General features: G+C 60.1%; 21 protein-coding genes and 1 riboswitch. Of the genes, 20 read left to right on the top strand and 1 reads right to left on the bottom strand.

The genetic code is table 11. From position 1 onward, the window contains the following. From KI811_RS11835 to mocA, 16 genes are all read left to right on the top strand, one after another. On the top strand, positions 1-924 hold the full coding sequence (locus KI811_RS11835) for a SphA family protein (RefSeq protein WP_214186678.1): 924 nt from the start codon (positions 1-3) through the stop codon (positions 922-924). 40 nt (positions 925-964) lie between these two features. After that, positions 965-2,053 (top strand): butyrate kinase, encoded by a 1,089-nt coding sequence (gene buk / locus KI811_RS11830; RefSeq protein WP_214186677.1) that lies wholly within the window; start codon positions 965-967, stop codon positions 2,051-2,053. 157 nt (positions 2,054-2,210) lie between these two features. Next, complete coding sequence (locus tag KI811_RS11825; RefSeq protein ID WP_214186676.1) at positions 2,211-2,978, top strand: SDR family NAD(P)-dependent oxidoreductase; 768 nt, start codon at positions 2,211-2,213, stop codon at positions 2,976-2,978. 14 nt (positions 2,979-2,992) lie between these two features. Beyond that, positions 2,993-3,391 (top strand): pyridoxamine 5'-phosphate oxidase family protein, encoded by a 399-nt coding sequence (locus tag KI811_RS11820; protein ID WP_214186675.1) that lies wholly within the window; start codon positions 2,993-2,995, stop codon positions 3,389-3,391. 6 nt (positions 3,392-3,397) lie between these two features. Beyond that, positions 3,398-3,519: riboswitch (molybdenum cofactor riboswitch) on the top strand. Positions 3,520-3,537: 18 nt separating this feature from the next. Beyond that, on the top strand, positions 3,538-5,268 hold the full coding sequence (locus tag KI811_RS11815; RefSeq protein WP_214186674.1) for an aldehyde ferredoxin oxidoreductase C-terminal domain-containing protein: 1,731 nt from the start codon (positions 3,538-3,540) through the stop codon (positions 5,266-5,268). Between the two features lie 22 nt (positions 5,269-5,290). Further along, complete coding sequence (locus KI811_RS11810) at positions 5,291-5,515, top strand: MoaD/ThiS family protein (RefSeq protein WP_214186673.1); 225 nt, start codon at positions 5,291-5,293, stop codon at positions 5,513-5,515. A 1-nt stretch (position 5,516) separates the two neighbouring features. Next, positions 5,517-6,362 carry a HesA/MoeB/ThiF family protein gene (locus KI811_RS11805; RefSeq protein WP_214186672.1) on the top strand — a complete coding sequence of 282 codons (846 nt, stop codon included), beginning with the start codon at positions 5,517-5,519 and terminating at the stop codon, positions 6,360-6,362. A gap of 22 nt (positions 6,363-6,384) precedes the next feature. Beyond that, positions 6,385-6,585 carry a twin-arginine translocase TatA/TatE family subunit gene (locus tag KI811_RS11800; protein WP_214186671.1) on the top strand — a complete coding sequence of 67 codons (201 nt, stop codon included), beginning with the start codon at positions 6,385-6,387 and terminating at the stop codon, positions 6,583-6,585. Positions 6,586-6,659: 74 nt separating this feature from the next. Continuing rightward, complete coding sequence (locus KI811_RS11795) at positions 6,660-7,079, top strand: MarR family winged helix-turn-helix transcriptional regulator (RefSeq protein WP_246551712.1); 420 nt, start codon at positions 6,660-6,662, stop codon at positions 7,077-7,079. Positions 7,080-7,169: 90 nt separating this feature from the next. Next, a complete protein-coding gene (locus KI811_RS11790; RefSeq protein WP_246551711.1) occupies positions 7,170-8,033 on the top strand; it encodes an FAD binding domain-containing protein in 864 nt (287 codons plus the stop codon). Positions 8,034-8,045: 12 nt separating this feature from the next. Further along, positions 8,046-8,561, top strand: a complete 516-nt coding sequence (locus KI811_RS11785; RefSeq protein WP_246551710.1) for a (2Fe-2S)-binding protein — start codon at positions 8,046-8,048, stop codon at positions 8,559-8,561. A 12-nt stretch (positions 8,562-8,573) separates the two neighbouring features. Beyond that, positions 8,574-10,880, top strand: a complete 2,307-nt coding sequence (gene hcrA / locus KI811_RS11780; protein ID WP_214186669.1) for a 4-hydroxybenzoyl-CoA reductase subunit alpha — start codon at positions 8,574-8,576, stop codon at positions 10,878-10,880. 31 nt (positions 10,881-10,911) lie between these two features. Next, positions 10,912-11,673, top strand: a complete 762-nt coding sequence (locus KI811_RS11775) for an XdhC family protein (protein WP_214186668.1) — start codon at positions 10,912-10,914, stop codon at positions 11,671-11,673. Positions 11,674-11,679: 6 nt separating this feature from the next. After that, positions 11,680-12,486 carry a selenium-dependent molybdenum cofactor biosynthesis protein YqeB gene (gene yqeB / locus KI811_RS11770; RefSeq protein ID WP_214186667.1) on the top strand — a complete coding sequence of 269 codons (807 nt, stop codon included), beginning with the start codon at positions 11,680-11,682 and terminating at the stop codon, positions 12,484-12,486. Between the two features lie 10 nt (positions 12,487-12,496). Continuing rightward, on the top strand, positions 12,497-13,279 hold the full coding sequence (gene yqeC / locus KI811_RS11765) for a selenium cofactor biosynthesis protein YqeC (protein WP_214186666.1): 783 nt from the start codon (positions 12,497-12,499) through the stop codon (positions 13,277-13,279). Continuing rightward, positions 13,279-13,887: a molybdenum cofactor cytidylyltransferase gene (gene mocA, locus KI811_RS11760; protein WP_214186665.1), complete on the top strand. Its 609-nt coding sequence runs from the start codon at positions 13,279-13,281 to the stop codon at positions 13,885-13,887. Before yqeC ends, mocA begins: the two co-directional genes overlap by 1 nt. A gap of 58 nt (positions 13,888-13,945) precedes the next feature. Here mocA and KI811_RS11755 read toward each other — a convergent pair whose 3' ends face one another. Beyond that, positions 13,946-15,076: an MBL fold metallo-hydrolase gene (locus tag KI811_RS11755; RefSeq protein ID WP_214186664.1), complete on the bottom strand. Its 1,131-nt coding sequence runs from the start codon at positions 15,074-15,076 to the stop codon at positions 13,946-13,948. 167 nt (positions 15,077-15,243) lie between these two features. Here KI811_RS11755 and KI811_RS11750 point away from each other — a divergent pair, with 167 nt between their 5' ends. From KI811_RS11750 to KI811_RS11735, 4 genes are all read left to right on the top strand, one after another. Then, positions 15,244-16,845, top strand: coding sequence for a sigma 54-interacting transcriptional regulator (locus tag KI811_RS11750; RefSeq protein WP_246551709.1), 1,602 nt, complete (start codon positions 15,244-15,246; stop codon positions 16,843-16,845). 288 nt (positions 16,846-17,133) lie between these two features. Then, positions 17,134-18,714 carry a succinyl-CoA:acetate CoA-transferase ScpC gene (gene scpC / locus KI811_RS11745; RefSeq protein WP_214186663.1) on the top strand — a complete coding sequence of 527 codons (1,581 nt, stop codon included), beginning with the start codon at positions 17,134-17,136 and terminating at the stop codon, positions 18,712-18,714. 70 nt (positions 18,715-18,784) lie between these two features. Then, positions 18,785-19,108 (top strand): DUF485 domain-containing protein, encoded by a 324-nt coding sequence (locus KI811_RS11740; RefSeq protein WP_214186662.1) that lies wholly within the window; start codon positions 18,785-18,787, stop codon positions 19,106-19,108. Then, positions 19,105-21,015 carry a solute symporter family protein gene (locus KI811_RS11735; protein WP_214186661.1) on the top strand — a complete coding sequence of 637 codons (1,911 nt, stop codon included), beginning with the start codon at positions 19,105-19,107 and terminating at the stop codon, positions 21,013-21,015. Before KI811_RS11740 ends, KI811_RS11735 begins: the two co-directional genes overlap by 4 nt. Positions 21,016-21,033 lie beyond the last annotated feature (18 nt).

The following is a 21,033-nucleotide window of genomic DNA, read 5'->3' as shown; positions in this document are numbered from 1 at the left end:
ATGAATCTATCAAAATCCCTGATATTGAGCATCTGCCTGACGGCCATCGTTTTCATTCACTCGGCGGCCTGGGCCTTCAACTCCAGTTCCTTCAACGGCACGGCGGATTTCTACGCGGGGGCGGCTCCCCCGCCGGGGCTCCACCTGATCGACTACAACGTCTTCATGGATATCAAGAAGATCGAAAACAAGGGACAGGGACTGGTGGACGGGAAAGGAACCCTCACTGCCATAGCTTTCCGCCCCATCTATGTATCGGAAAAGGGGCTCTTCGGCGGCAACTTCCTGATGCACTCCATCATCCCCCTGCTGACGCTGGAGGCCGACGTGAAGGCCAATACGCCCGGCGGACAGATCACCGTACAAGGACATGACGGCGGTCTCGGCGATGTCTACTTCGGGGTGGGGATGGCGTGGCACACCCCGGTCTGGCACTGGCTGACGGTACTGGACGTCATCACCCCCACCGGCAGCTTCGACCCGAACAAGCCCTGCAACGCCGGCAACAACGCCTTCATCATCGAACCGGTCGTGGCCGTTACCGGCATGTTCCAGAACGGCATGGAGGTGAACGCCAAGTTCATGTACTCCTACCACACCAAGAACAGCGACTACGTGGAAGCCGGGACGGGTATCAAGGGGTATCAGACGGGGCAGGCGTTCCACATGGATTACAACGTGAACTATGCCGTAACCAAGGACCTGAAGCTCGGCGTCACCGGCTGGCTCTGGCAGGGACTGGAGAATGACAGAATCGGCGGGCAGAAACGTGCCGACACCAAGGATTTCGAATTCTCCATGGGTCCGGCGGCCCGCTACCAGAACGGCAAGTTTGCCGTCATCGGAAAGTATGTGCTGCCGGTGGCCGCCGAGAACCGTATCGAAGCCAACCAGCTCTGGATCGACCTGGTCTATTCATTCTAGGAATTTCACAAAGATTGACACTCTTCCGGAGGGTAAAACGATGGGCGACAAGAAAATACTGATAATCAATCCAGGCTCCACCTCGACGAAGATCGGTGTCTTTACCGAAGGGAAGATGATCGTCAATCAGTCGGTGAAGCATGACGACGAGGAACTGAGGAAGTTCCCCACCATCTGGGACCAGTATGATTTCCGCCGGGATGCCATCTTCAAGGTTCTCGCGGATAACAACCTCTCCATGGGCGAGATGGACGCCATCGCCTGCCGAGGCGGCAACGTCAGGCCCCTTCCCGGCGGCATCTACCGGGTCTGCCCGAAGATGATCGAGGACATGAAAAGCGGCATCTACGGCGGCCATCCCATCAACGTGGGGGGGCTGGTGGCCTTCGACCTGGGGAACCAGTTCAATATCCCGGTCCTCACTGCGGATCCCCCCATGACCGACGAGCTCTGCACCTCGGCCCGGTACAGCGGCATCCCCCAGCTCAGCAGGCAGAGCAGCTTCCACGCCCTCAACCAGAAGGCCACCGCCAGAAAGGTTGCCGCGGAACTGGGGAAGAAATACGACGAGATGAACATGATCGTCGCCCACCTCGGTGGGGGCATTTCGGTTGGCGCCCACCGCAAGGGGAAGATCATCGACGTGAACAACGCCCTTGACGGCGACGGTCCCTTCTCCCCGGAGCGGGCCGGGTCCCTGCCGGCCGGCGACTTGGTCAAGCTCTGCTTCAGCGGCGAATACGAGAAACATGAAGTACTGAAGCTCCTGACCGGGAAGGGAGGCCTCTTTGCCTACCTCGGGACGACCGACGCCGTCGAAATCGAGAGGAGGATTGCTCATGGAGGCCAGAAGGCAGCGGAGGTCTACGAGGCGATGATCTACCAGGTGGCCAAGGAGATCGGCGCCAGCGCGGCGGTCCTTGAGGGGGACGTTGACGCCATCGCCCTCACCGGCAGCCTGGCCTACTCGAAAATGCTCGTCAGCAGCCTGAAAAAGAAGATCTCCTTCATCGCCCCGGTACACCTCATTCCGGGCGAGAACGAGATGGAGGCCCTGGCCGACGCGGCCATGAGATATTTCAGGAACGAAGAGGCGTTGTCCATCTATCACCAGGACAAGGCAGCATGACCAGAGAACTGCTTAGTTAGGACAAAGCGTCTGCTTGCCGGCAGGACCCCCCTCAGTCCCCCCTACTCTGTAGGGGGGAAGCAAGCGGAAGCGAAGCAGGGGGGTGAACAGGTGGAACTTACTCAGACGTCAATTAAACCAATAAAGGAGAAAAACCATGGGAAAACTAACTGGAAAAGTTGCGATCATCACCGGCGGAGCACAGGGAATCGGCGCGGCATACGCCGTGGGCCTGGCCAAGGAAGGGGCAAGGATCGTCATCGCCGATGTCCTTGACGGAGCCAAGGCGGTGGAGGCTGTGAAAGCAGCAGGAAGTGACGCCATCTACGTCAAGACCGACGTGAGCAGCCAGGAGCAGTGCGACGCCATGGCCAGGGCAGCCCAGGAGAAATTCGGGTCGGTGGACATCCTCCTCAACAATGCCGCCATCTTCGGCAGCATCGTCCTGAAGCCGTTCACCGAATGCACTCCCCAGGAGTTCATGAAGGTGATGGAAATCAATGTCCTCGGCCAGTTCAACTGCATGAAGGCGGTATTCCCCCACATGAAGGCCAAGGGTGGCAAGATCATCAACATCGGCTCCTCCTCCATCAACGAAGGGGTCCCCGGCATGCCCCACTACGTGGCATCCAAGGGTGCGATCATGGCCCTTACCCGCTCCATGGCCCGGGAACTGGGGGACTACAAGATCAACGTCAACACCATTGCACCCGGCTTCACCCACTCTGACGGGGGGAACAACTTCGACAAGAACAAGAAGCTGGACCTGCCGCCGTTGGAGGAACTGCAACTCAATGCCCGCTGCCTGAAACGGGAAGCGGTGCCCGAGGACCTCATCGGCCTGGCCCTGTTCCTCTCCTCCGATGACAGCGCCTTCATCACGGGCCAGATGATTGTTCACGACGGCGGATTGTCGTTCCACTGAGGACGGAGGGTACCATGAAAGAAGTGCTCGAAATGCTTGCTGTCCCCTGTTTCGGAAATCTGGCGACGGTGGATGGCGGCAAGCCGCGGGTCAGGCCCTTTGCCTTCATGTATGAAGAGAACGGCAGATTCTATTTCTGCACGGCCAGCAACAAAGAGGTTTACCGGCAGCTGACCGAAACGCCGTTCATCGAATTCACGAGGACCACTGACGATATGCGCTGGCTGAGGATCGGCGGCGAGATCACGTTCGACGAGGATATCAGGAGCAAGGAGAAATGCTTCGCCAACTATCCCATGTTGAAGGATATCTACCAGTCGCCGGACAACCCGCTTTTCAAGGTCTTTTACCTGGAGCACGGCGCGGCATCCGTTAACAGCTTGGCAGGACCGCCCAAGACATTCGAGTTCTGAGTTATAGCAGGCGAAAGTCTCCGAGCCTCCGTTGCCTACCGGGTCGTACCCCCATGGACTGAGGCCTGCAGGTCAAGCTGGAAACGGCTTGACCTCCCCTTTCGGAAAGGAGACTGGGGAAATTTCAACTGAAAGGGAGAAGAGCCATGGACAAGATCCTGCGTGTCGATATGAACAATCTGAGCACCCACATTGAGCCTGTTCCACCGGAATGGACCGCGCTCGGCGGCCGCGCCCTGACCTCCACCATCGTTGCCGGGGAGGTCATACCCACATGCCACCCGTTGGGAAAAGACAACAAGCTGGTCTTTGCCCCCGGGCTTTTGAGCGGAACCACTGCCGCCAACAGCGGGCGCTTTTCCGCGGGCGCCAAAAGCCCCCTTACCGGAACCATCAAGGAAAGCAACGCCGGCGGCTTGGCTGCCCAGATGTTCGGCCGGTTGGGAATCAAGGCCCTGATCATCGAGGGGCTGCCAAAGGGTGACAACTGGTACAGCCTCCACGTCAGCAAGGATGGTGTTTCCATCGCCCAGGAGACGGAACTGATCGGCAAGGGGAATTTTGCCGTGGTCGAGGCCCTGGAAAAGAGGCTGGGCAAGAAGACCGGCGTTCTCACCATCGGTCCGGCGGGAGAGATGAAAATGCTTGCCGCCAACATCTCGGTAAAGGACTCGGACAGCAAGCTGCGCAGCCATGGCCGCGGCGGACTCGGCGCCGTCATGGGCTCCAAGAGGATCAAGTTCATCTCCATCGACGACAGCGGTGCTCCCGGCATCCAACTGGCCGATCGGGAAAAATTCACCGCTGCCGCCAGGGTCTTTGCCAGGGCGCTTCTCGATCACCCCGGCACCGGACAGGGACTCCCCACCTTCGGCACGGCGGAAATGGTGAATATCGTCAACGAGGCAGGGGGATTGCCGACCCGCAACTTCACCTACGGCCGCTATGAGGGGCACGAAACGATCTCCGGCGAGACTATGCGTGAAACCATCATCGCGCGGGGCGGCAAGCCGAGGCATGGCTGCCAGCCGGGCTGTATCATCCAGTGCTCCCAGGTTTACAACGATAAAAACGGCAAATACGTCACATCCGGCTTCGAATACGAAACCATCGAGACCCTGGGGGCCAATGCCTGCCTCGGCAACCTGGACCAGATCGCCGAAGCCGACTACATCATGGACGACATCGGCGTCGATTCCATCGAGACATCGGTGGCCTTCGGCGTTGCCATGGAGGGGGGCGTGCTGCCGTTCGGGGACGGTGAGGGTGTGCTCCGCATGCTGAGGGAAGAGATCGGCAAGGGGACGCCGCTCGGGCGCATCCTGGGAAATGGCGCGGGGAATGTCGGAAAGGCTTATGGCATAACCCGCGTGCCAGTGGTGAAGAACCAGGCCATTCCCGCCTACGATCCAAGGTCCATCAAGGGGATTGGCATTACCTACGCCACCAGCACCATGGGGGCGGACCATACCATGGGCTATGCCGTTGCCACCAATCTCATGGGCGTTGGCGGCGGCATCGTCGATCCGCTGAAGAAGGACGGCCAGGTGGAACTTTCCCGTCACCTGCAGATCGCCACCGTCATGCTCGACTCCATGGGCCTTTGTCTCTTCATCGGCTTTCCGGCAGCGGATATCCCCACCTGCGTACCGGCACTGATGGACATGATCAACGCCCGATTCGGACTTGAGCTTACTCCCGACTGGCTCGGCGGGTTGGGGGTCACCACCCTGAAAACCGAACGCGCTTTCAACCAGGCAGCCGGTTTCACCAACAAGGACGATCGACTCCCCGAATTTTTCAGGGAGCCGCTCCCGCCACACAACGCCGTGTGGGACTTCACCGATGAGGAAATCGACGAGTTCTGGAATTTCTAGCATGGGGATGGAGGGGGGCACCATGAACATAACCGTCAAATTGTTCGCCACGTTCCGTTTCGGACGCTTTGCCGCGGCAACAAGGCAATATCCGCCCAGCACCCAGATCGGCGAGGTCATCAGTGAACTGCAGATTCCGGAGTCCCAGGTGAGCATGATCATGCTGAACGGCAGACATGCAAACCCGGATCAGCGGCTGAACGATGGCGACAGCCTGGCCCTTTTCCCCTTGGTTGCGGGAGGATAGCATGGAAGAGCTGCGCCAATCCCTTCAGGATTCGGCCCAGGACGGCCTGCTCCCCTGGGGCGCTCAGGTTGCCGCGGCAGAGCGGTTCGCCGTCTCCATTGCCCGGGCGGAGGAGGCAGCACTCTCCCTGGGCATCCTCCCTGCCCGCTACCAGCGCAACCGTCAGGCCATCGACGTTGCGCAGCAGCAGACGCTCTTCAGAAGCCGCGTGGCGGTGGTGGGGTGCGGCGGACTCGGTGGATATGTCATCGAAGAACTAGCCAGGCTGGGGGTCGGAACCATTGTGGCCATCGATCCGGACCTGTTCGAAGAGCACAATCTTAACCGCCAGCTTCTTTCCAGCCCGGACAGGCTGGGACAGCCAAAAGTGGAGGCGGCTGCCGCACGGGTAGCCGAAATCAACCCGGCGGTAAAGTTGGTTCCGGTGCAGGCGGCCTACTCGACGGAAAACGCGCGGGCACTGCTGCATGATGTCCAGGTGGTTGTGGATGCCCTGGATTCGGTTCCGACACGACTGGCTCTGGCCGACAGCTGTGACAGCCTGGGACTTACCCTGGTGCACGGGGCCATCAGCGGCTGGTTCGGGCAAGTTACCACGCAGTTTCCCGGAGACGGAACGATCCGGCAGCTTTACAGCCGGTGGGTGGAAGGCAAGGGAGCGGAGCAGCATCTCGGCAATCCGTCGTTCACCCCGGCCGTGGTTGCCAGCATAGAGGTGGCGGAAGTCTGCAAGATTCTCCTTGGAAGCGGCACGCCCCTTCGCAACCGGAAACTCAGCATAAACCTCTTGGAGATGGAATTCGAAGAGATCGTGCTTGCCGGCCTGGACAGGGCAGTCGGCACGTAAACCTACCTAAAGGAGCGAAACTATGTTCGGATTCGGCATGCCGGAAATCATCATTCTCCTCGTCATCGCGCTTGTGGTCTTTGGGCCGGCAAAGCTCCCCCAACTGGGCTCGGCATTGGGGGGAGCCATCCGGAACTTCCGGAAAGGGACGGAAGAGCCGACGGTTGTAAATCACCAGAACAAAGAAAACCATGAAACCGCCGACAGGCACGAAAAAATCTAACACAATGCTTTATTTCTCACTGTTTCCCGTTGACATGACCTCCCCTTGGAGTTATCTTGTACACAAGAGGATTTATGGAGATGATTTCATATCGGGACCACATAGTATTCTTGATCGCCAAGGCCCATCAACGGGCCCAGGGGGTCCTGAAGGGAAATCTTCTCCCCTTTGGCCTCACCCCCATGCAGTGCCTTTTTCTGGAGGCCCTCATGGAGGAGGATGGGCTTTCGGTGGGAGAGATCGGCCGGCGCATAGCCCTGGATACCGCCACCCTTGCGGGAATTCTCGACCGCATGGTCACGGCCGGCTGGGTCAGGCGCGAGACCGACTCCCAGGACGCCCGGGTGGCGCGGGTCTATCTGACGGAGAAGGCTGCGGCGGCCATTCCAGAGCTGTCAGCAAGCATTGAACGGACAAACGATGAGCTCATGCGGAACTTTTCCCTTGAGGAGAAACTTCTGCTGAAACGGTTCCTTCGGGATTTCCGGGAATAAGAACGATTTTCGTTTAACCTAACACCTTGCATACAAGATATCTGCATGGGGCAAGGACCACCATCAACGTGAGGAGATACACCTATGTACATGCCCGATTTTGAGTACCATACTCCGGAGACTCTGACCGAGGCCTGCGCGCTCTTGGACGAGCTGGGAGAAAAGGCCACGGTCCTGGCCGGGGGAACCGATGTCCTCCACAAGATGAAGGTGGGTAAACTGGCTCCAGGGCACCTGGTATCGCTCAAGAACCTGGACGACCTCCGCACCATCAGCCACGAGCCGGGGCGCGGCATCGTCATGGGGGCCTTGACCAGCCACAATGCCATCTACACCTCGCGGCTTCTCCAGGAACGCTACCTCTCCCTCCCCATGGCGGCCCACACCATGGCCTCCAACCAGATCTGCAACATGGGGACCGTGGGTGGAAACATCGTCAACGGCGTTCCCTCCGCCGACCTCCCCCCGATCCTCATTGCCCTCAACGCCTCGATCCGCCTGGTTTCCAGCAATGGGGAGCGGACCATGCCCCTGGAAGACTTCTTCCACGGCTCGGCGGAGACGGTGATCAATCAGGGTGAAATCCTCGCCGACATCACCATCCCGGACCAACCCGCCACCGGCAGCACCTACATCAAGTTCGGCCTGCGCCGCTCCGGAGCGCTGGCGGTAGTGGGGGTTGCCGTGTCTGTGACAATGGATGGGGACACCCTGCAGGATGCCCGCGTTGTCCTGGCATCGGCGGCCCCGACAGTGATGCGGGCCAGGGGGGCGGAAGATTTCCTCCGGGGGAAGAAAATCAGCGACGAATTGCTGGCGGAAGCCGGTGACAGGGCTTCCGCGGAAAGCCGCCCCCGGGACAGCATCCGCGGTTCCGCCGAATATCGGAGGAATCTGGTCGGGGTGCTGACGAAACGGGCGCTGCGCAAGGCCATTGACGAAGGACACGCATAAGGAGGTAAGTATATGCCGCAGGCAATAACCGATAAAGACGGGGTGAAGCGCTATCTAATCACCCTGAATGTGAACGGGGATGCGAAGACCGTGCTGGTAAAGGGCAACGCCATCCTGACCAACGTGCTCCGGGACGAACTGGACCTGACCGGAACCAAGAAGGGGTGCGAGCTGGGGGACTGCGGTTCATGCACCATTCTCCTGGACGGCAAGCCGGTGGATTCGTGCCTGATGCTGGCCGTTGAGGCGGACGGCCGGGAGATCACCACCATCGAGGGTGTTGCCGCCAACGGCAGGCTGGACGCCATTCAGGAATCCATGATCAACCATGCCGCCGTGCAGTGCGGGTACTGCACCCCCGGCATGGTCCTCTCCGCCAAGGCGCTACTGACCCGCAACCCCCACCCCACGGAACCGGAGGTGCGGGAGGCCATTGCCGGCAATCTCTGCCGCTGCACTGGCTACGTTCATATCGTCGAGGCCGTTCTGGCCGCATCCCAGGGGCGGACGGCGCCGGCCGATCATTAAGGAGAACAACAGATGAGCGACAATCATAAGGTCATCGGCCGCAGCGTTCCCCGCATCGACGGGCCCGAAAAGGTAACCGGCGCGGCAAAGTATACCGGGGATCTCAAGTTCCCCAACATGCTCTACGGCAAGATCCTCACCAGCCCCCACGCCCACGCCCGGATCATCTCCATCGACACCTCCGAGGCGGAAAAGCTTCCGGGGGTGAAGGCGGTCATCACCCACAAGGATGTGCCGGAGCTGAAGTACGGCCTGAGCCCGGCCCGGTGGGACGAGAACATCTTCTGCATCGACAAGGTGCGCTTCGTGGGGGACAAGGTGGCGGCGGTGGCCTGCGTGGACGAGGAGACCTGCTACCGCGCCCTGAAGCTCATCAAAGTGGAATACGAAGTGCTCCCCGCGGTGCTCGATTTCCGTCACGCCATGGACGAGGGGCAGCCCCTGGTCCATGAGGAGTACGAGCGGAACATCAACACCGAGATCCACCAGGAGTTCGGCGACGTGGACAAGGCCCTGGCAGAGGCTCACCACGTCCGCACCGACGTCTTCGTGGGGCAGCGCACCTACCAGGCACCCATCGAGCCCCACTCCGCCATCTCCATGTGGGAGGGTGAGAAACTCACCATCTATTCCAGCACCCAGTCCCCCCACTACTTCCAGTATTACATCGCCCGGGAATTCGGCATGCCCATGGGAGACGTGCGGATCATCAAGCCCTATCTGGGGGGCGGCTTCGGCGGCAAGCTGGAGCCCACGGGCCTGGAATTCGCCGGGGCGGTGCTGGCAAAACGGACCGGACGGCCGGTGCGAACCTTCTACGACCGGGCCGAGATGTTCGCCCACAACCGGGGCCGCCACGCCCAGTATATGGAGATCACCACCGGCGTGGACAAGGACGGAAAGATTTTGGCCGCCAAGGCCAACTTCATGATGGACGGCGGCGCCTACACGAGCCTCGGAATCGCCAGCGCCTACTACGCCGGCGCCCTCCTCCCCATGACCTACGAGTTCGACAACTACCAGTTCGACATGTTCCGGGTCTACACCAACCTCCCCGCCTGCGGCGCCCAGCGGGGCCACGGCGCCCCCCAGCCCAAGTACGCCTTCGAGAGCCACCTGGACAACGTGGCCGCCGACCTGGGGATCGACCCCATGGACATCCGCATCCGCAACGCCCGGCGCCCCGATACCGTCACCCCCAATGATTTCCGGGTCAACTCCTGCATGATGCGCGAGTGCCTGGAGCAGGTCAGGGAGATGTCGGGATGGGACGAAAAGAAAAAGAACCTCCCCCACGGGCGCGGCATCGGGGTAGCCACCGGCAGCTTCGTCACCGGCGCCGGCTATCCCATCTACCGCACCGACCTCCCCCACGCCGCCGCGTTCATCAAGGTGCATGAAGACGGCACGGCAGCCACCCTCTACACCGGGTCGGTGGATATCGGCCAGGGATCTGATACCATTCTCTGTCAGATGGCGGCCGAGGCCATGGGGTACCGCTACGAGCAGATGAAGATCGTTGCCGCCGACACGGAGATCACTCCGCTGGATTTCGGCGCCTACGCCAGCCGCCAGACCTACATGTCCGGCGCCGCCGTCAAGCAAGCGGGGGAAGAAATCAAAAAGCAGCTCCTCGACATGGCGTCCACCATGCTCTCGCTTCCCGCCGACGACCTGGAGTGCGAGGAAGGGGTCATCTTCTCCAAATCGCGGGAAGGAAAATCACTCACCTTCGAGGAGGTGGCGCGCAAACACTTTGTCCTCAAGGGCCCGCTCCTGGGGCGCGGCGCCTACACCCCGCCGAAACTGGGAGGAAGCTTCAAGGGTGCGGCGGTCGGCACCTCCCCCGCCTACAGCTTCGGTGCCCAGGTGGGAGAAGTCTCCATCGACGAGGAAACGGGAGAAATCACCGTGGTGGGCATCTGGGACGTGCACGACTGCGGCAAGGTAATCAACCCGCGCCTCCTCCACGGCCAGGTTCACGGCGCCCTCTACATGGGGATGGGGGAATCGGTCTGGGAGGAGGTCCTCTTCGACGACAAGGGACGGATCAGGAACGCGGAACTTGCCAACTACCGGCTCCTCACCGCCGTGGACATGCCTCCCATCCAGTCGGAGGTGGTGAACAGCTACGAACCGACCGGCCCCTGGGGGGTGAAGGAAGTGGGCGAAGGGGCCACCAACCCCACCCTGGGGATGTTTTCCAACGCCATCTTCGACGCCATGGGGGTGCGGGTGAACAGCCTGCCGCTCACCTACGAAAAAGTCTGGCGGGCGTTGAAGGAAAAGCGGGAGAAGGAAGAGACCATAGCGGCATAGAACGTGTTCTTAATGGCAGCAGGAGTCAGGCATGTGGGACTGGATCGGCAAACTCGATGAACTGCGGCGCAGCAACCAACTGGCGGTGCTGGTGACGGTGACGAAGAGCAGCGGCTCCACGCCGCGCAAGCGCGGGGCAAAGATGATCGTCCTTCCCGACGGGACCTTCTACGGCACCGTGGGGGGCGGGACTCCCGAGTACTACGCACTTGAAGACGCCCGCGCCTGCTTCGAAACCATGCAGAGCACCACGAGCAGCGTCCCCCTCAAGCAGCGGGGTGAGTTTCCCGCCTGCGGCGGCACCATGGAGTTCTATATGGAAGTGATCAACGACAACCCGGTCCTCTACCTCTTCGGCGCCGGGCATATCGGCCAGTCCCTCTGCCAGATCCTCGACGGTACCCCCTTCCGCATTCATCTCATCGACGAGCGGGAGGAGTGGATCAACGCCCCTTCCCTGCCGGGGAGCGTCATCCGCCACCAGTGCCACCACAGCGATTTCATAGAAAAAGCCACCTGGTGCGACAAGCGGACCTTCGTCGCCATCCAGACCTTCAGTGGCACCCTGGACCAGCAGGTGCTGGAAGAGGTGCTGCCGCACCCGGCCCGGTACGTGGGGATGATCGGCAGCAAATCCAAGTGGGCAAAGGTGCGGAGCAACCTGGAGGAAAAGGGGCTGGATCTCTCCTCGGTCCGCTGCCCCATCGGCCACGACAACGGCGGCAATTCGCCGCGGGAAATCGCCATCAGCATCGCCAGTCAGCTTCTTGCAACGTACTACGGGCGGGAGTGAACGACCATGAAACGGCTGACGGAACGCGTCATCATCATGAAGGGAGCGGGAGAAATGGCTACCGGCGTGGCCTGCCGGCTCCATCGGTCGGGTTTCCGGCGCATCCTCATGCTGGAGACCCCTTCCCCCCTCGCGGTCAGACGGGAGGTTTCCTTCTGCGAAGCCATCCATAACGGCAGGAAATCGGTGGAGGGGATCGAAGCGGTCAGGATCGAAAACGGATCCGCCCTGGCCGATGCCTGGGAAAAGGGGAAGATCCCCCTCCTGGCCGACCCGCAGGGAGATGCCGTCCGCAGCATGGAACCGGATATCCTCATCGACGCGACGATAGCCAAACGGAATCTCGGCATTGCCATCACTGACGCGCCGCTCGTGATTGCCCTGGGTCCCGGCTTCTTTGCCGGCAGGGACTGCCATCTGGTGGTTGAAACCAACCGGGGGCACAATCTGGGGCGGCTTATCGCCTCTGGCGAGGCGGAGCCCAACACCGGCATTCCCGGCAACATCGGCGGCTATACCAGGGAGAGGGTCCTCCGCGCGCCGGCCGACGGCCACTTCACGACCGAAAAGATGATCGGCGACAAGGTCAGCAAGGGGGATGTGGTCGGCATCGTCGGCACCAACACGGTTACGGCTCCCATCGACGGCATCCTGCGGGGGCTGATACGGCCCGGCACCCACGTCACGACCGGTCTCAAGATCGGCGATATCGATCCCCGTGGGGATGCGGCCTATTGCCATACCATTTCGGAGAAGGCCCGCGCCCTTGGCGGGTCGGTACTGGAAGCGATACTTACCGTCTACAACCAGTGAGCCATGGACCATGGAAAATTTCGCCGAAATTGTGGGGATCGGACCTGCGGGAGTGATAAGCATCACCGGCGGAGGCGGCAAGACGAGCCTCATGTTCCACCTTGCCAGGCAACTGGCCTACGCCGGCAAAAGGGTTCTGACAACGACCACCACCAAGATCCTCGTTCCCTCGGCTGAAGAGTCGGAGACGCTTCTCATATCCCGGGACCCGCAGATCATCCTCCGCCAGGCCAAAGCCCGCAGAGGCGCCGGCGTCCATGTTTCGGCGGCATCCGCCCGTCTGCCCCAGACCGACAAGCTGCAGGGGTTCCCCCCCGAGGCAATCCGCACCTTCGAGGACTCGGGAGAGTTCGACTGGGTCGTCGTGGAAGCCGACGGTGCGGCCCGCAAACCGCTGAAGGCACCGGCAGCCCATGAGCCGGTCATCCCCGGCAACAGCACCATTGTCGTCGCACTGGCCGGGCTGGAAGTGCTTGGCAGGCCCCTGGGGGAGGAGATGGTTTTCCGGTCGGAACTGGCGGGGGAACTGATGCAGATCCCCCAGGGCGAAACCATAACCGTGCCGGCCCTGGCGCGCCTTCTGGCCCACCCTTCAGGGGGCTTCAAGGGAGCGCCTCCCAAGGCGCGCCGCTTTATCTTCCTCAACAAGGCGGATACGCCCGAGCTGCAGGAAAAGGGAGGGGAAGTCGCCCTCCAGTTGAAGGAGATCGCGCCTTCCGTTGCCGAGGCGGTCATCGTGGGACAGCTGCGGCAGGAGATCACCCTGCACCGGGTATATCCGAGGGGACAGTAATGGAGGCCCGTCCCCGGGTTGCCGGGATTGTCCTCGCCGCCGGCAGGAGCACCCGCATGGGGCGGCCAAAGCAGATCCTCCCCTTCCGGGGCCGGACCGTTCTGGAATGTGTCGTCGACAATGCCCTTACTTCAGGTCTGCACCGGGTTGTCGTGGTGCTCGGCCACGAGGCGGAGGCCGTCATGCCGCTTCTTGGGCACCGGCGCGTCACAACCGTCGTAAACCCCGTGTACAGGGAGGGTCAGAGTTCCTCACTGAAGGCGGGGCTGGGGGCCCTGACCGCGGAGACCGATGCCGCCCTCTTTCTCCTGGGCGATCAACCCCTTGTCACCCCGGACACCATCAACCTCGTTATCGCCGCCTTTGCCGACTCCCCCTCCCCCATCGTCATCCCCACCTTTGAAGGCCACAGGGGGAATCCGGTCCTCTTCGGCCGGGAGACCTTCCCCCGCATCGAGGCATTGAGCGGAGACCACGGAGCCAGGGGGCTCTTCCGGGAGTATGGCGATGATATCCGCAGCATCGACGTGCAGACCCCGGCCATCCACTTCGATCTGGATACGGAGGAGGATTACCTCCGCCTGTTGCGGGAATTCCCCGCGGTGTAAGCCCGGCTCCCCCGGCTCATTGCCGCCGAAATCCTCCTAAGCGCCCCTGTTACACTTGTCAACCACGACAAAAACCAGCGCCGCCATTGGCAGTTCGCAGCCCCCTGACACTGCGGTAGCGGTTGATCCCCTCCCCATCGAGCCTTGCCTCCAGCCTGCCGCGGCAAGCCAAGTAGCGCACGTGGGCAAGGCATTCCCCCAGTGCCAGTTGCAGATCAAAGTCCGACAGGGAGAAGGGGTAGAGCACCTTCACCAGTTCGTAGGCGGATAGGTCGTTGTCGGTGCAGGAATCCAGTATCACCTGAAACCGGCGCCGATGATGGCTCTGCAACTCTTTAACCCTTTTCCTCGCCCCGCGGAAGGGGAGCCCGTGCCCCGGGAGCACAAGAACGTCGTCAGGGATTGTCGCGAGACGGTCGAGGGAGGCAAGCCAATGGCTGAGGGGGTCGTCCTCCGGGTTCATGACGCTGACCGAAACGTTGGTGGAGATGCTCGGCAGGAGCTGGTCCCCGGAAATGAGGATTTTACGCGCCTTCGAAAGCAGCAGTGCATGCTCGGGGGAATGTCCCCGGCCGACCATGACCTGCCACTCCTCGTCCAGCGGCAGGTGACCGCGATCCTGCAAACGGACGAAGGAGAGAGGCATAGGAGATATCTCGCGGGAAAAGTCGAACATCACCAGCGTCTGCGGCAGCAGTTCCTGCGGTAGACCGGCCCTCCGAAAAAATTCGGCATGCTGCCACGGCACCTCCTTCGGAAGGTCGGGCCACCCCCGCAGGGTGAAATACTCCTCGTAGGTCATGAACAACGGGACTCGCCAGCGCTCAGCCAGGTAACCGGCCAGGCCCACGTGATCCACATGATAATGGGTGCAGTACACCCCCACCACTTTCTCGCCGCCAAGGGGCCCGGAAAAAACCTCCTCCCAGATTCCCCGCGCCTCGGACGAATCGAGCCCCGTATCCACAATCAGCCACCCTCCCGCAACCCGCACCAGGTAGATGTTCACATGGTCGAGGGCGTAGGGCATCGGCATGCGCAGCCACTTTACATCCGGGCTGATGTCAACCGGCTCAGCCTTCGAGCTCGGAGGAGAATATGGGAAGGCAATGGCTTCCGGGCTCGATGCCGTCTGTTGTTCAGCCACAAATTCTTCCCTAACCGGCACTGTAAGCTTCAGTTTCTGCATTTACTGCCTCGCTTTTCATACGACAGGATCAAAGTATTTATAAAACGGTTTGCTTTCGCGTAAATTCGGTATCATAATACCAAATATGACTCAATCTGAAAACTAATATAACAGTCCCACAAATAGCTAAAACACGTTTCTATTTTCCCCCTCAAGGATCTTTAAGCATGCCAGAAAAACGTCTGCAAGCAAAGCAACGCGAGGCAGCACAGATTGAGCGGCTGCAATTCGAATCACTCCTCTCGACCCTCTCCACCACCTTTATCAACGTTCCGGTTAATGAGGTTGACGGAAAGATCGTCCAGGGGCTGCAGAAGATTGTTGAATTTCTCGGATTCGACCGGAGCACTGTTTGGCGTGTGGATCCCGATACGGGGGAGATGATCTGCACCCATTCCTACGAACTTCCCGGCATCGAGCCGCCGCTGGCTGTGATCACCCGCCCAATGGTGCCAATCTGGAATTCCATGGTAAAGTCCGGCGAAATCTTTAAGATTTCCGATATTGACGAGATGCCGGAAACCTTTTGGAAGGAAAAGCAATATTGCCGCGAGCGAGGCGGCATCCGCTCGATCATGTTCATTCCCTCACTGGTCGGGGGCGTGGTCGAAGGGTTCATTACCTTTGTCTCCTACAGTGTCATCCGGTCCTGGCCCGATGACCTGATCCAGCGCCTGCGCATCCTGTGGGAGATATTTGCCAATGCCCTGGAGCGAAAACGGGCCGATCAGAAAATCCAGAACGCACTGGCGGAAATCAGAACCCTCAAGGACCGGCTGGAAGCGGAAAACATCTATCTCCGCGATCAGATCGACATCGAATACCGTCCCGACGAGATCATCGGCCAATCGGAGGCTCTCCACACCGTGCTGCGGCAGTTGCAGCAGGTGGCGGGCACCGATTCCACAGTCCTCCTTCTCGGGGAAACCGGTACCGGCAAGGAACTGCTGGCGCGGGCAATCCATAACCTGAGCGGGCGCAGGGAACGCTCCATGATCAAGGTAAACTGCGCTGCCCTGCCGGCAACCCTCATAGAGGCCGAGCTCTTCGGCCACGAGAAGGGAGCCTATACCGGTGCTGCAGCAAGATATGCCGGCCGGTTTGAAGCCGCCGACGGATCGACCATTTTTCTTGATGAGATAGGCGAGCTCCCCCTCGATCTCCAATCGAAGCTTCTCAGAGTCCTTCAGGAAGGGCAGTTCGAAAGACTCGGCAGCACCACCCCCATCAAGGTGGATGCCCGCGTCATTGCCGCCACCAACCGCGACCTCGCCAGGGAAGTCAAGGAGGGGAGATTCAGGGAGGACCTGTACTACCGCCTGAACGTCTTCCCCATCTCCGTACCGCCGCTGCGGGAGCGCAAAGAGGACATCCCCCTGCTCGTCCGGGCAATGGTCAAGGAGTTTGCCGGCGCCTTCAGCAAATCGATAGAGAGGGTTCCGAAGAAGAACATGGATGCCCTGCTACGCTACAGCTGGCCGGGCAACATCAGGGAACTGCGCAACGTGGTCGAAAGGGCCATGATCCTCAGCAACGGCACCTCTCTGGAGGTTGATGTCCCGGAAGGTACCGCAACCATCGCGGCCAGGGCGACATTGCTTACCGAGGTAGAACGGCTCCACATCCTCTCCGTCATGAAAAAAACGGGTTGGCGCATCCGCGGCAGGAACGGCGCCGCGGAACTGTTGGGACTCAAACCGACCACCCTGGAATCGAAAATGAAGAAACTGGGTATCATCCGCAGTACCCCCTCCCCCGAAATATCGTAGGCTCTCCGAAATATCGTATACTTACCTCCTTCCCTCGATTCTCTCCATTACCTCGCATACTTAAAGCCCATCTCCCCCGTCTTTACCCATTCCTGCAGACACGGATTCATCCGATATTTCGTAGGCTCATCTTCCGCCCCTCACGTTAACAGAATGTAATTTTGTCCAACATATACGCAGTTCCGGACAGTTATAACTGTTTTTATTTAATTAAACATCCTGGAACGTCATATGCAAAACAATGTTTGTATTTATACAATCAAAACCGGCCAAACAGGAGAGCGACCCATGAATCAATTGGCGGTCAAACAGGAAAACGAATTTTTGAAACGGATCAGACACCCCGGCCTCTTCTCCAAGATCATGGATGCGGAAGATACCGTCCAGTTTTTCAAGGACGGCATGTACCTTGGGTTTTCCGGCTTTGCCGAGGGACACCCGAAGACGGTGCCGGGTCTGCTGGCGGATCACGTTGAGAAGCATGGCCTTGCCGGCAAGATGAAATTCAATGTCTACACCGGTGCTTCCATCGGAACCGACGTGGACGATCGCTGGGCCAAACTCGGCATGCTCGGCAGACGCTGGCCCCACCAGCAGGGAAATGCCATCCGCAAGGCCATCAATGCCGGCGAAATCGATTACGGCGACCGCTATCTCTCCATGTACGCCCAGGACTTCGGCTACGGCTACTACACCCTGGACAATGGCGGCAGGCTCGATGTCGGCATCATTGAGGCGAGCTGCATCACTGAAGAAGGTGGGATCGTTCCCACCCTTGCTGTCGGCATTATTGCCGAGATTGTCGAGCGGGCGGACAAGATCATCATTGAAATCAACAGCAAGATCCCCTCCCTGGAAGGGCTCCATGACTGCGTTGGTGTGGCGCTTCCCCCGGACAAGAAGGTCTACAATATCCTGAGCGTGAAGGACCGGATCGGCACCACCAGCATTCCCTGCGATCCGGATAAGATAGTGGCCATCGTCGACTCCTACAAGGACCCGGTGGGCCGCCCCCTGGGGGCGCCGGACCGCAATTCGGTTTTGATTGCCGACCACATCATCGATTTCCTGCAGTTCGAGGTTAAAAACGGCCGTCTGCCGAAGAATCTGCTGCCGCTCCAGTCCGGAGTCGGATCCATCGCCAACGCCGTCATCGGCGGGCTCCTCACCAGCCCCTTCGAAAACCTCAATGTGTGGACCGAGGTCTTTCAAGACAACCTGCTCGACATGTTCGACTCGGGCAAACTGGACTACGTGACCACCGCCTCCTTCTCCCTCTCCGATAACGGCATCAAGCGTCTGCTGGCCAACTGGGAAAAGTATACCTCGCGGACCCTGCTGCGCCCCATCCAGATCACCAACCACGCCGAGCCGGTACGGCGGCTCGGCCTGATCTCCATGAATACCCCCGTTGAGTTCGACATCTACGCCCATGTCAATTCCTCCATCGTCAACGGGTCGCGTCTACTCAACGGAGTCGGCGGTTCCGGCGACTTCATGCGCAATGCCTACCTCTCCATCATGCACACGCCGTCGACCCGGCCGTCGCAGACGGATCTCCATGGCATCAGCTGCGTCGTACCCATGGTTACCCACGTGGACCATACCGAGCATGACATGGACGTGCTGGTTACCGAACAGGGGCTGGCCGACCTGCGCGGCCTCTCGCCGCGGCAACGGGCGCAAAGGATCATCGATCGCTGTGCCCACCCGCAATACAAGCCTCTGTTGCAGGAATACTTCGACCGTTCACTGAAAGAGTGCCTGGCAAGCAACAGTGCCCATGAGCCGCACATGCTCCATAAGGTTTTCAAGATGTACCGGAATCTGGAAGAAATGGGGACCATGAGACTGGAAAGCTGGGACTGATCGCTGCCGGGCGATAGTCAGCACCGGCAATCCATACATCCACGGCTGAATAAAGAGAAGGAGTATTGCCATGACAGAAAAACGGGACAATTGGGCAGCGCTGGCCAGTATGCCGAAATTCATCACACTGCACCGGAGAAAGAAGTCGTTTCTCATCACCTTGTGGTGTCTGAGCTCCATCATGTTTTACCTCCTTCCCATCTGCGCCGGTTATGCGCCTGAATTCATGAAGGCCAGGATCCTGGGCCGGCTGAATGTCTGCTACTTTTTCTGTCTCTTTGAATTCGCCATGATCTGGGCCGTCGCCCTCATCTATACCCACAGATCCAACACCTATTTCGACCCGCTGACGAAAGAGGTGCTGGCAGATATTGCCAAGGGGGTACAGGCATGAAACATTTCCTGATTGCAATGATCCTGTGCATGACCATTTGCCCCCTCTGCTACGCCGCGCCGCCGGCTCAGGGGCCGGCAACCGCTGCTCCCGCAGTGACGGGCACCAGCGCCAAAACACCTCCTTCCCCGGCAAACGAGGTAAAAACCAATAAAGCCATTACCCTGAGCATGTTCGCGGCAATCATCCTCCTTACCGGTGCGATCGTCGTACGGGCGGCAAAGAGCACCAGGACCGCCGCTGACTACTATGCCGCCGGCGGCGGGATCTCCGGGATGCAGAATGGCTGGGCCATTGCCGGTGACTATCTGTCGGCGGCCACGTTTCTGGGCATCGCCGGGATCACCTCCGTTTTCGGCGCCGACGGCTTCATGTATGCGGTGGGACCGTTTTTCTCCTTTGTCACCATCCTGCTGGTTATCGCCGAACCGTGCCGCAATGCCGGCAAATATACCCTGGGGGATATCCTTTCGCTGCGTTCAACCTCAAAGATAGTCCGCGGCACGGCGGCCCTGTCGGCGGTGGTGGTTTCCACCTTCTACCTGCTGGCGCAGATGGTGGGGGCCGGCAAGCTGATGCAGCTGCTCCTGGGCATTCCCTACAACGTCTCCATCATCGGCGTCGGCGCCCTGATGATCCTCTATGTCACCTTCGGCGGCATGAAGGCAACCACCTGGGTGCAGATCATCAAGGCGTTCCTCCTGGTCCTGAGCGGCGTAACCATCACCATGCTCCTGCTGTGGAAATTCGGCTTCAATCTCTTCGCCTTCTACGACGCGGTCGCCTCCAGCCCCGCCATCCAGGAACACGTCCGCGGACTCCTGAAACATGCCGCCCCCCAGCCCGGTTTCGACTACGGTCAGCGCTTCCTTGAACCGGGATTGATCCTCAAGAACCCCCTCGATCAGGTGTCCCTGGGCATGGCGTTCGCCCTCGGCGCTGCGGGGCTGCCCCACATCATGATGCGCTTCTTTACCGTGCCCAATGCCAAGGCGGCCCGCAAGAGCGTCGTCATCTCCATGGTGCTCATCGGCGCCTTCATGATCATGGTGACGATCATCGGTTTCGGTGCCGCGCTCTTCATTACACCCCAGCAGATCACCGCCGTGGACAAGGGGGGCAACATGGCCGCCCCCATGATCGCCCAATACGTCGGCGGCGGCGCGGGCTCCGTCGGTGGCGACCTGTTCCTGGCCTTCGTCTGTGCCGTTGCCTTCTCCACCATCATCGCCGTGGTATCCGGCCTGATCCTGGCAGTCTCCGCCGCCGTTGCCCATGACTTCTACGTCAACGTCCTCAAAGATGGCAAGCCCGACCAGCGCGAGCAGATGAAGATCGCCAAGCTCTCCGCCTTCGTGATCGGCGCCGTCGCCATTGTCTTCGGCATCGCCTGCGAAAAACAGAACATCGCCCACCTGGTGGTGCTCGCCTTTGCCGTGGTCGCCTCCAGCAACTTTCCGGTGATCCTCTTCGCCCTCTTCTGGAAACGTTTCAACGCCGGGGGAATCGTCACCGGCCTCACCGTAGGAGCCATTTTCGCCATCGGCGTCGTCCTGGTTTCCCCTACCATGACCTATCCGAAGAAAATCGCCGCCGACGCGAAAAAAGTTGTGGACCAGTTGGAGACGAAACAGGCATCAGGGGTGGCGCTTGCCGACAAGGAACTGAAGGCCCTGGTGAAGGCACGAGCCGATTATGCAAAGAACAGGGATGGCAAATCCCTGGTTGGTCTCGATGCACCGCTTTTCCCACTGAAGAACCCTGCCATCCTCTCGATCCCGGTGGGCTTCCTGGCCGCCATCGCCGGCACCTTTCTCTTCGGCAGCCGCCGCGAGGAGGAGAAGTTCGACGAACTGTATATCCGGCAGAACACCGGTTACGGCATGGCCGATGCCAGTGACCATTGATCAACGATCATGACGGCT

The sequence above is a fragment of the Geobacter hydrogenophilus genome, from assembly GCF_018501225.1.
GTDB classification, from domain to species: Bacteria; Desulfobacterota; Desulfuromonadia; order Geobacterales; family Geobacteraceae; genus Geobacter; species Geobacter hydrogenophilus.
The sequence above is the reverse complement of the archived record's forward strand: the minus strand, read 5'-3'. Positions and strand labels throughout refer to the sequence as shown.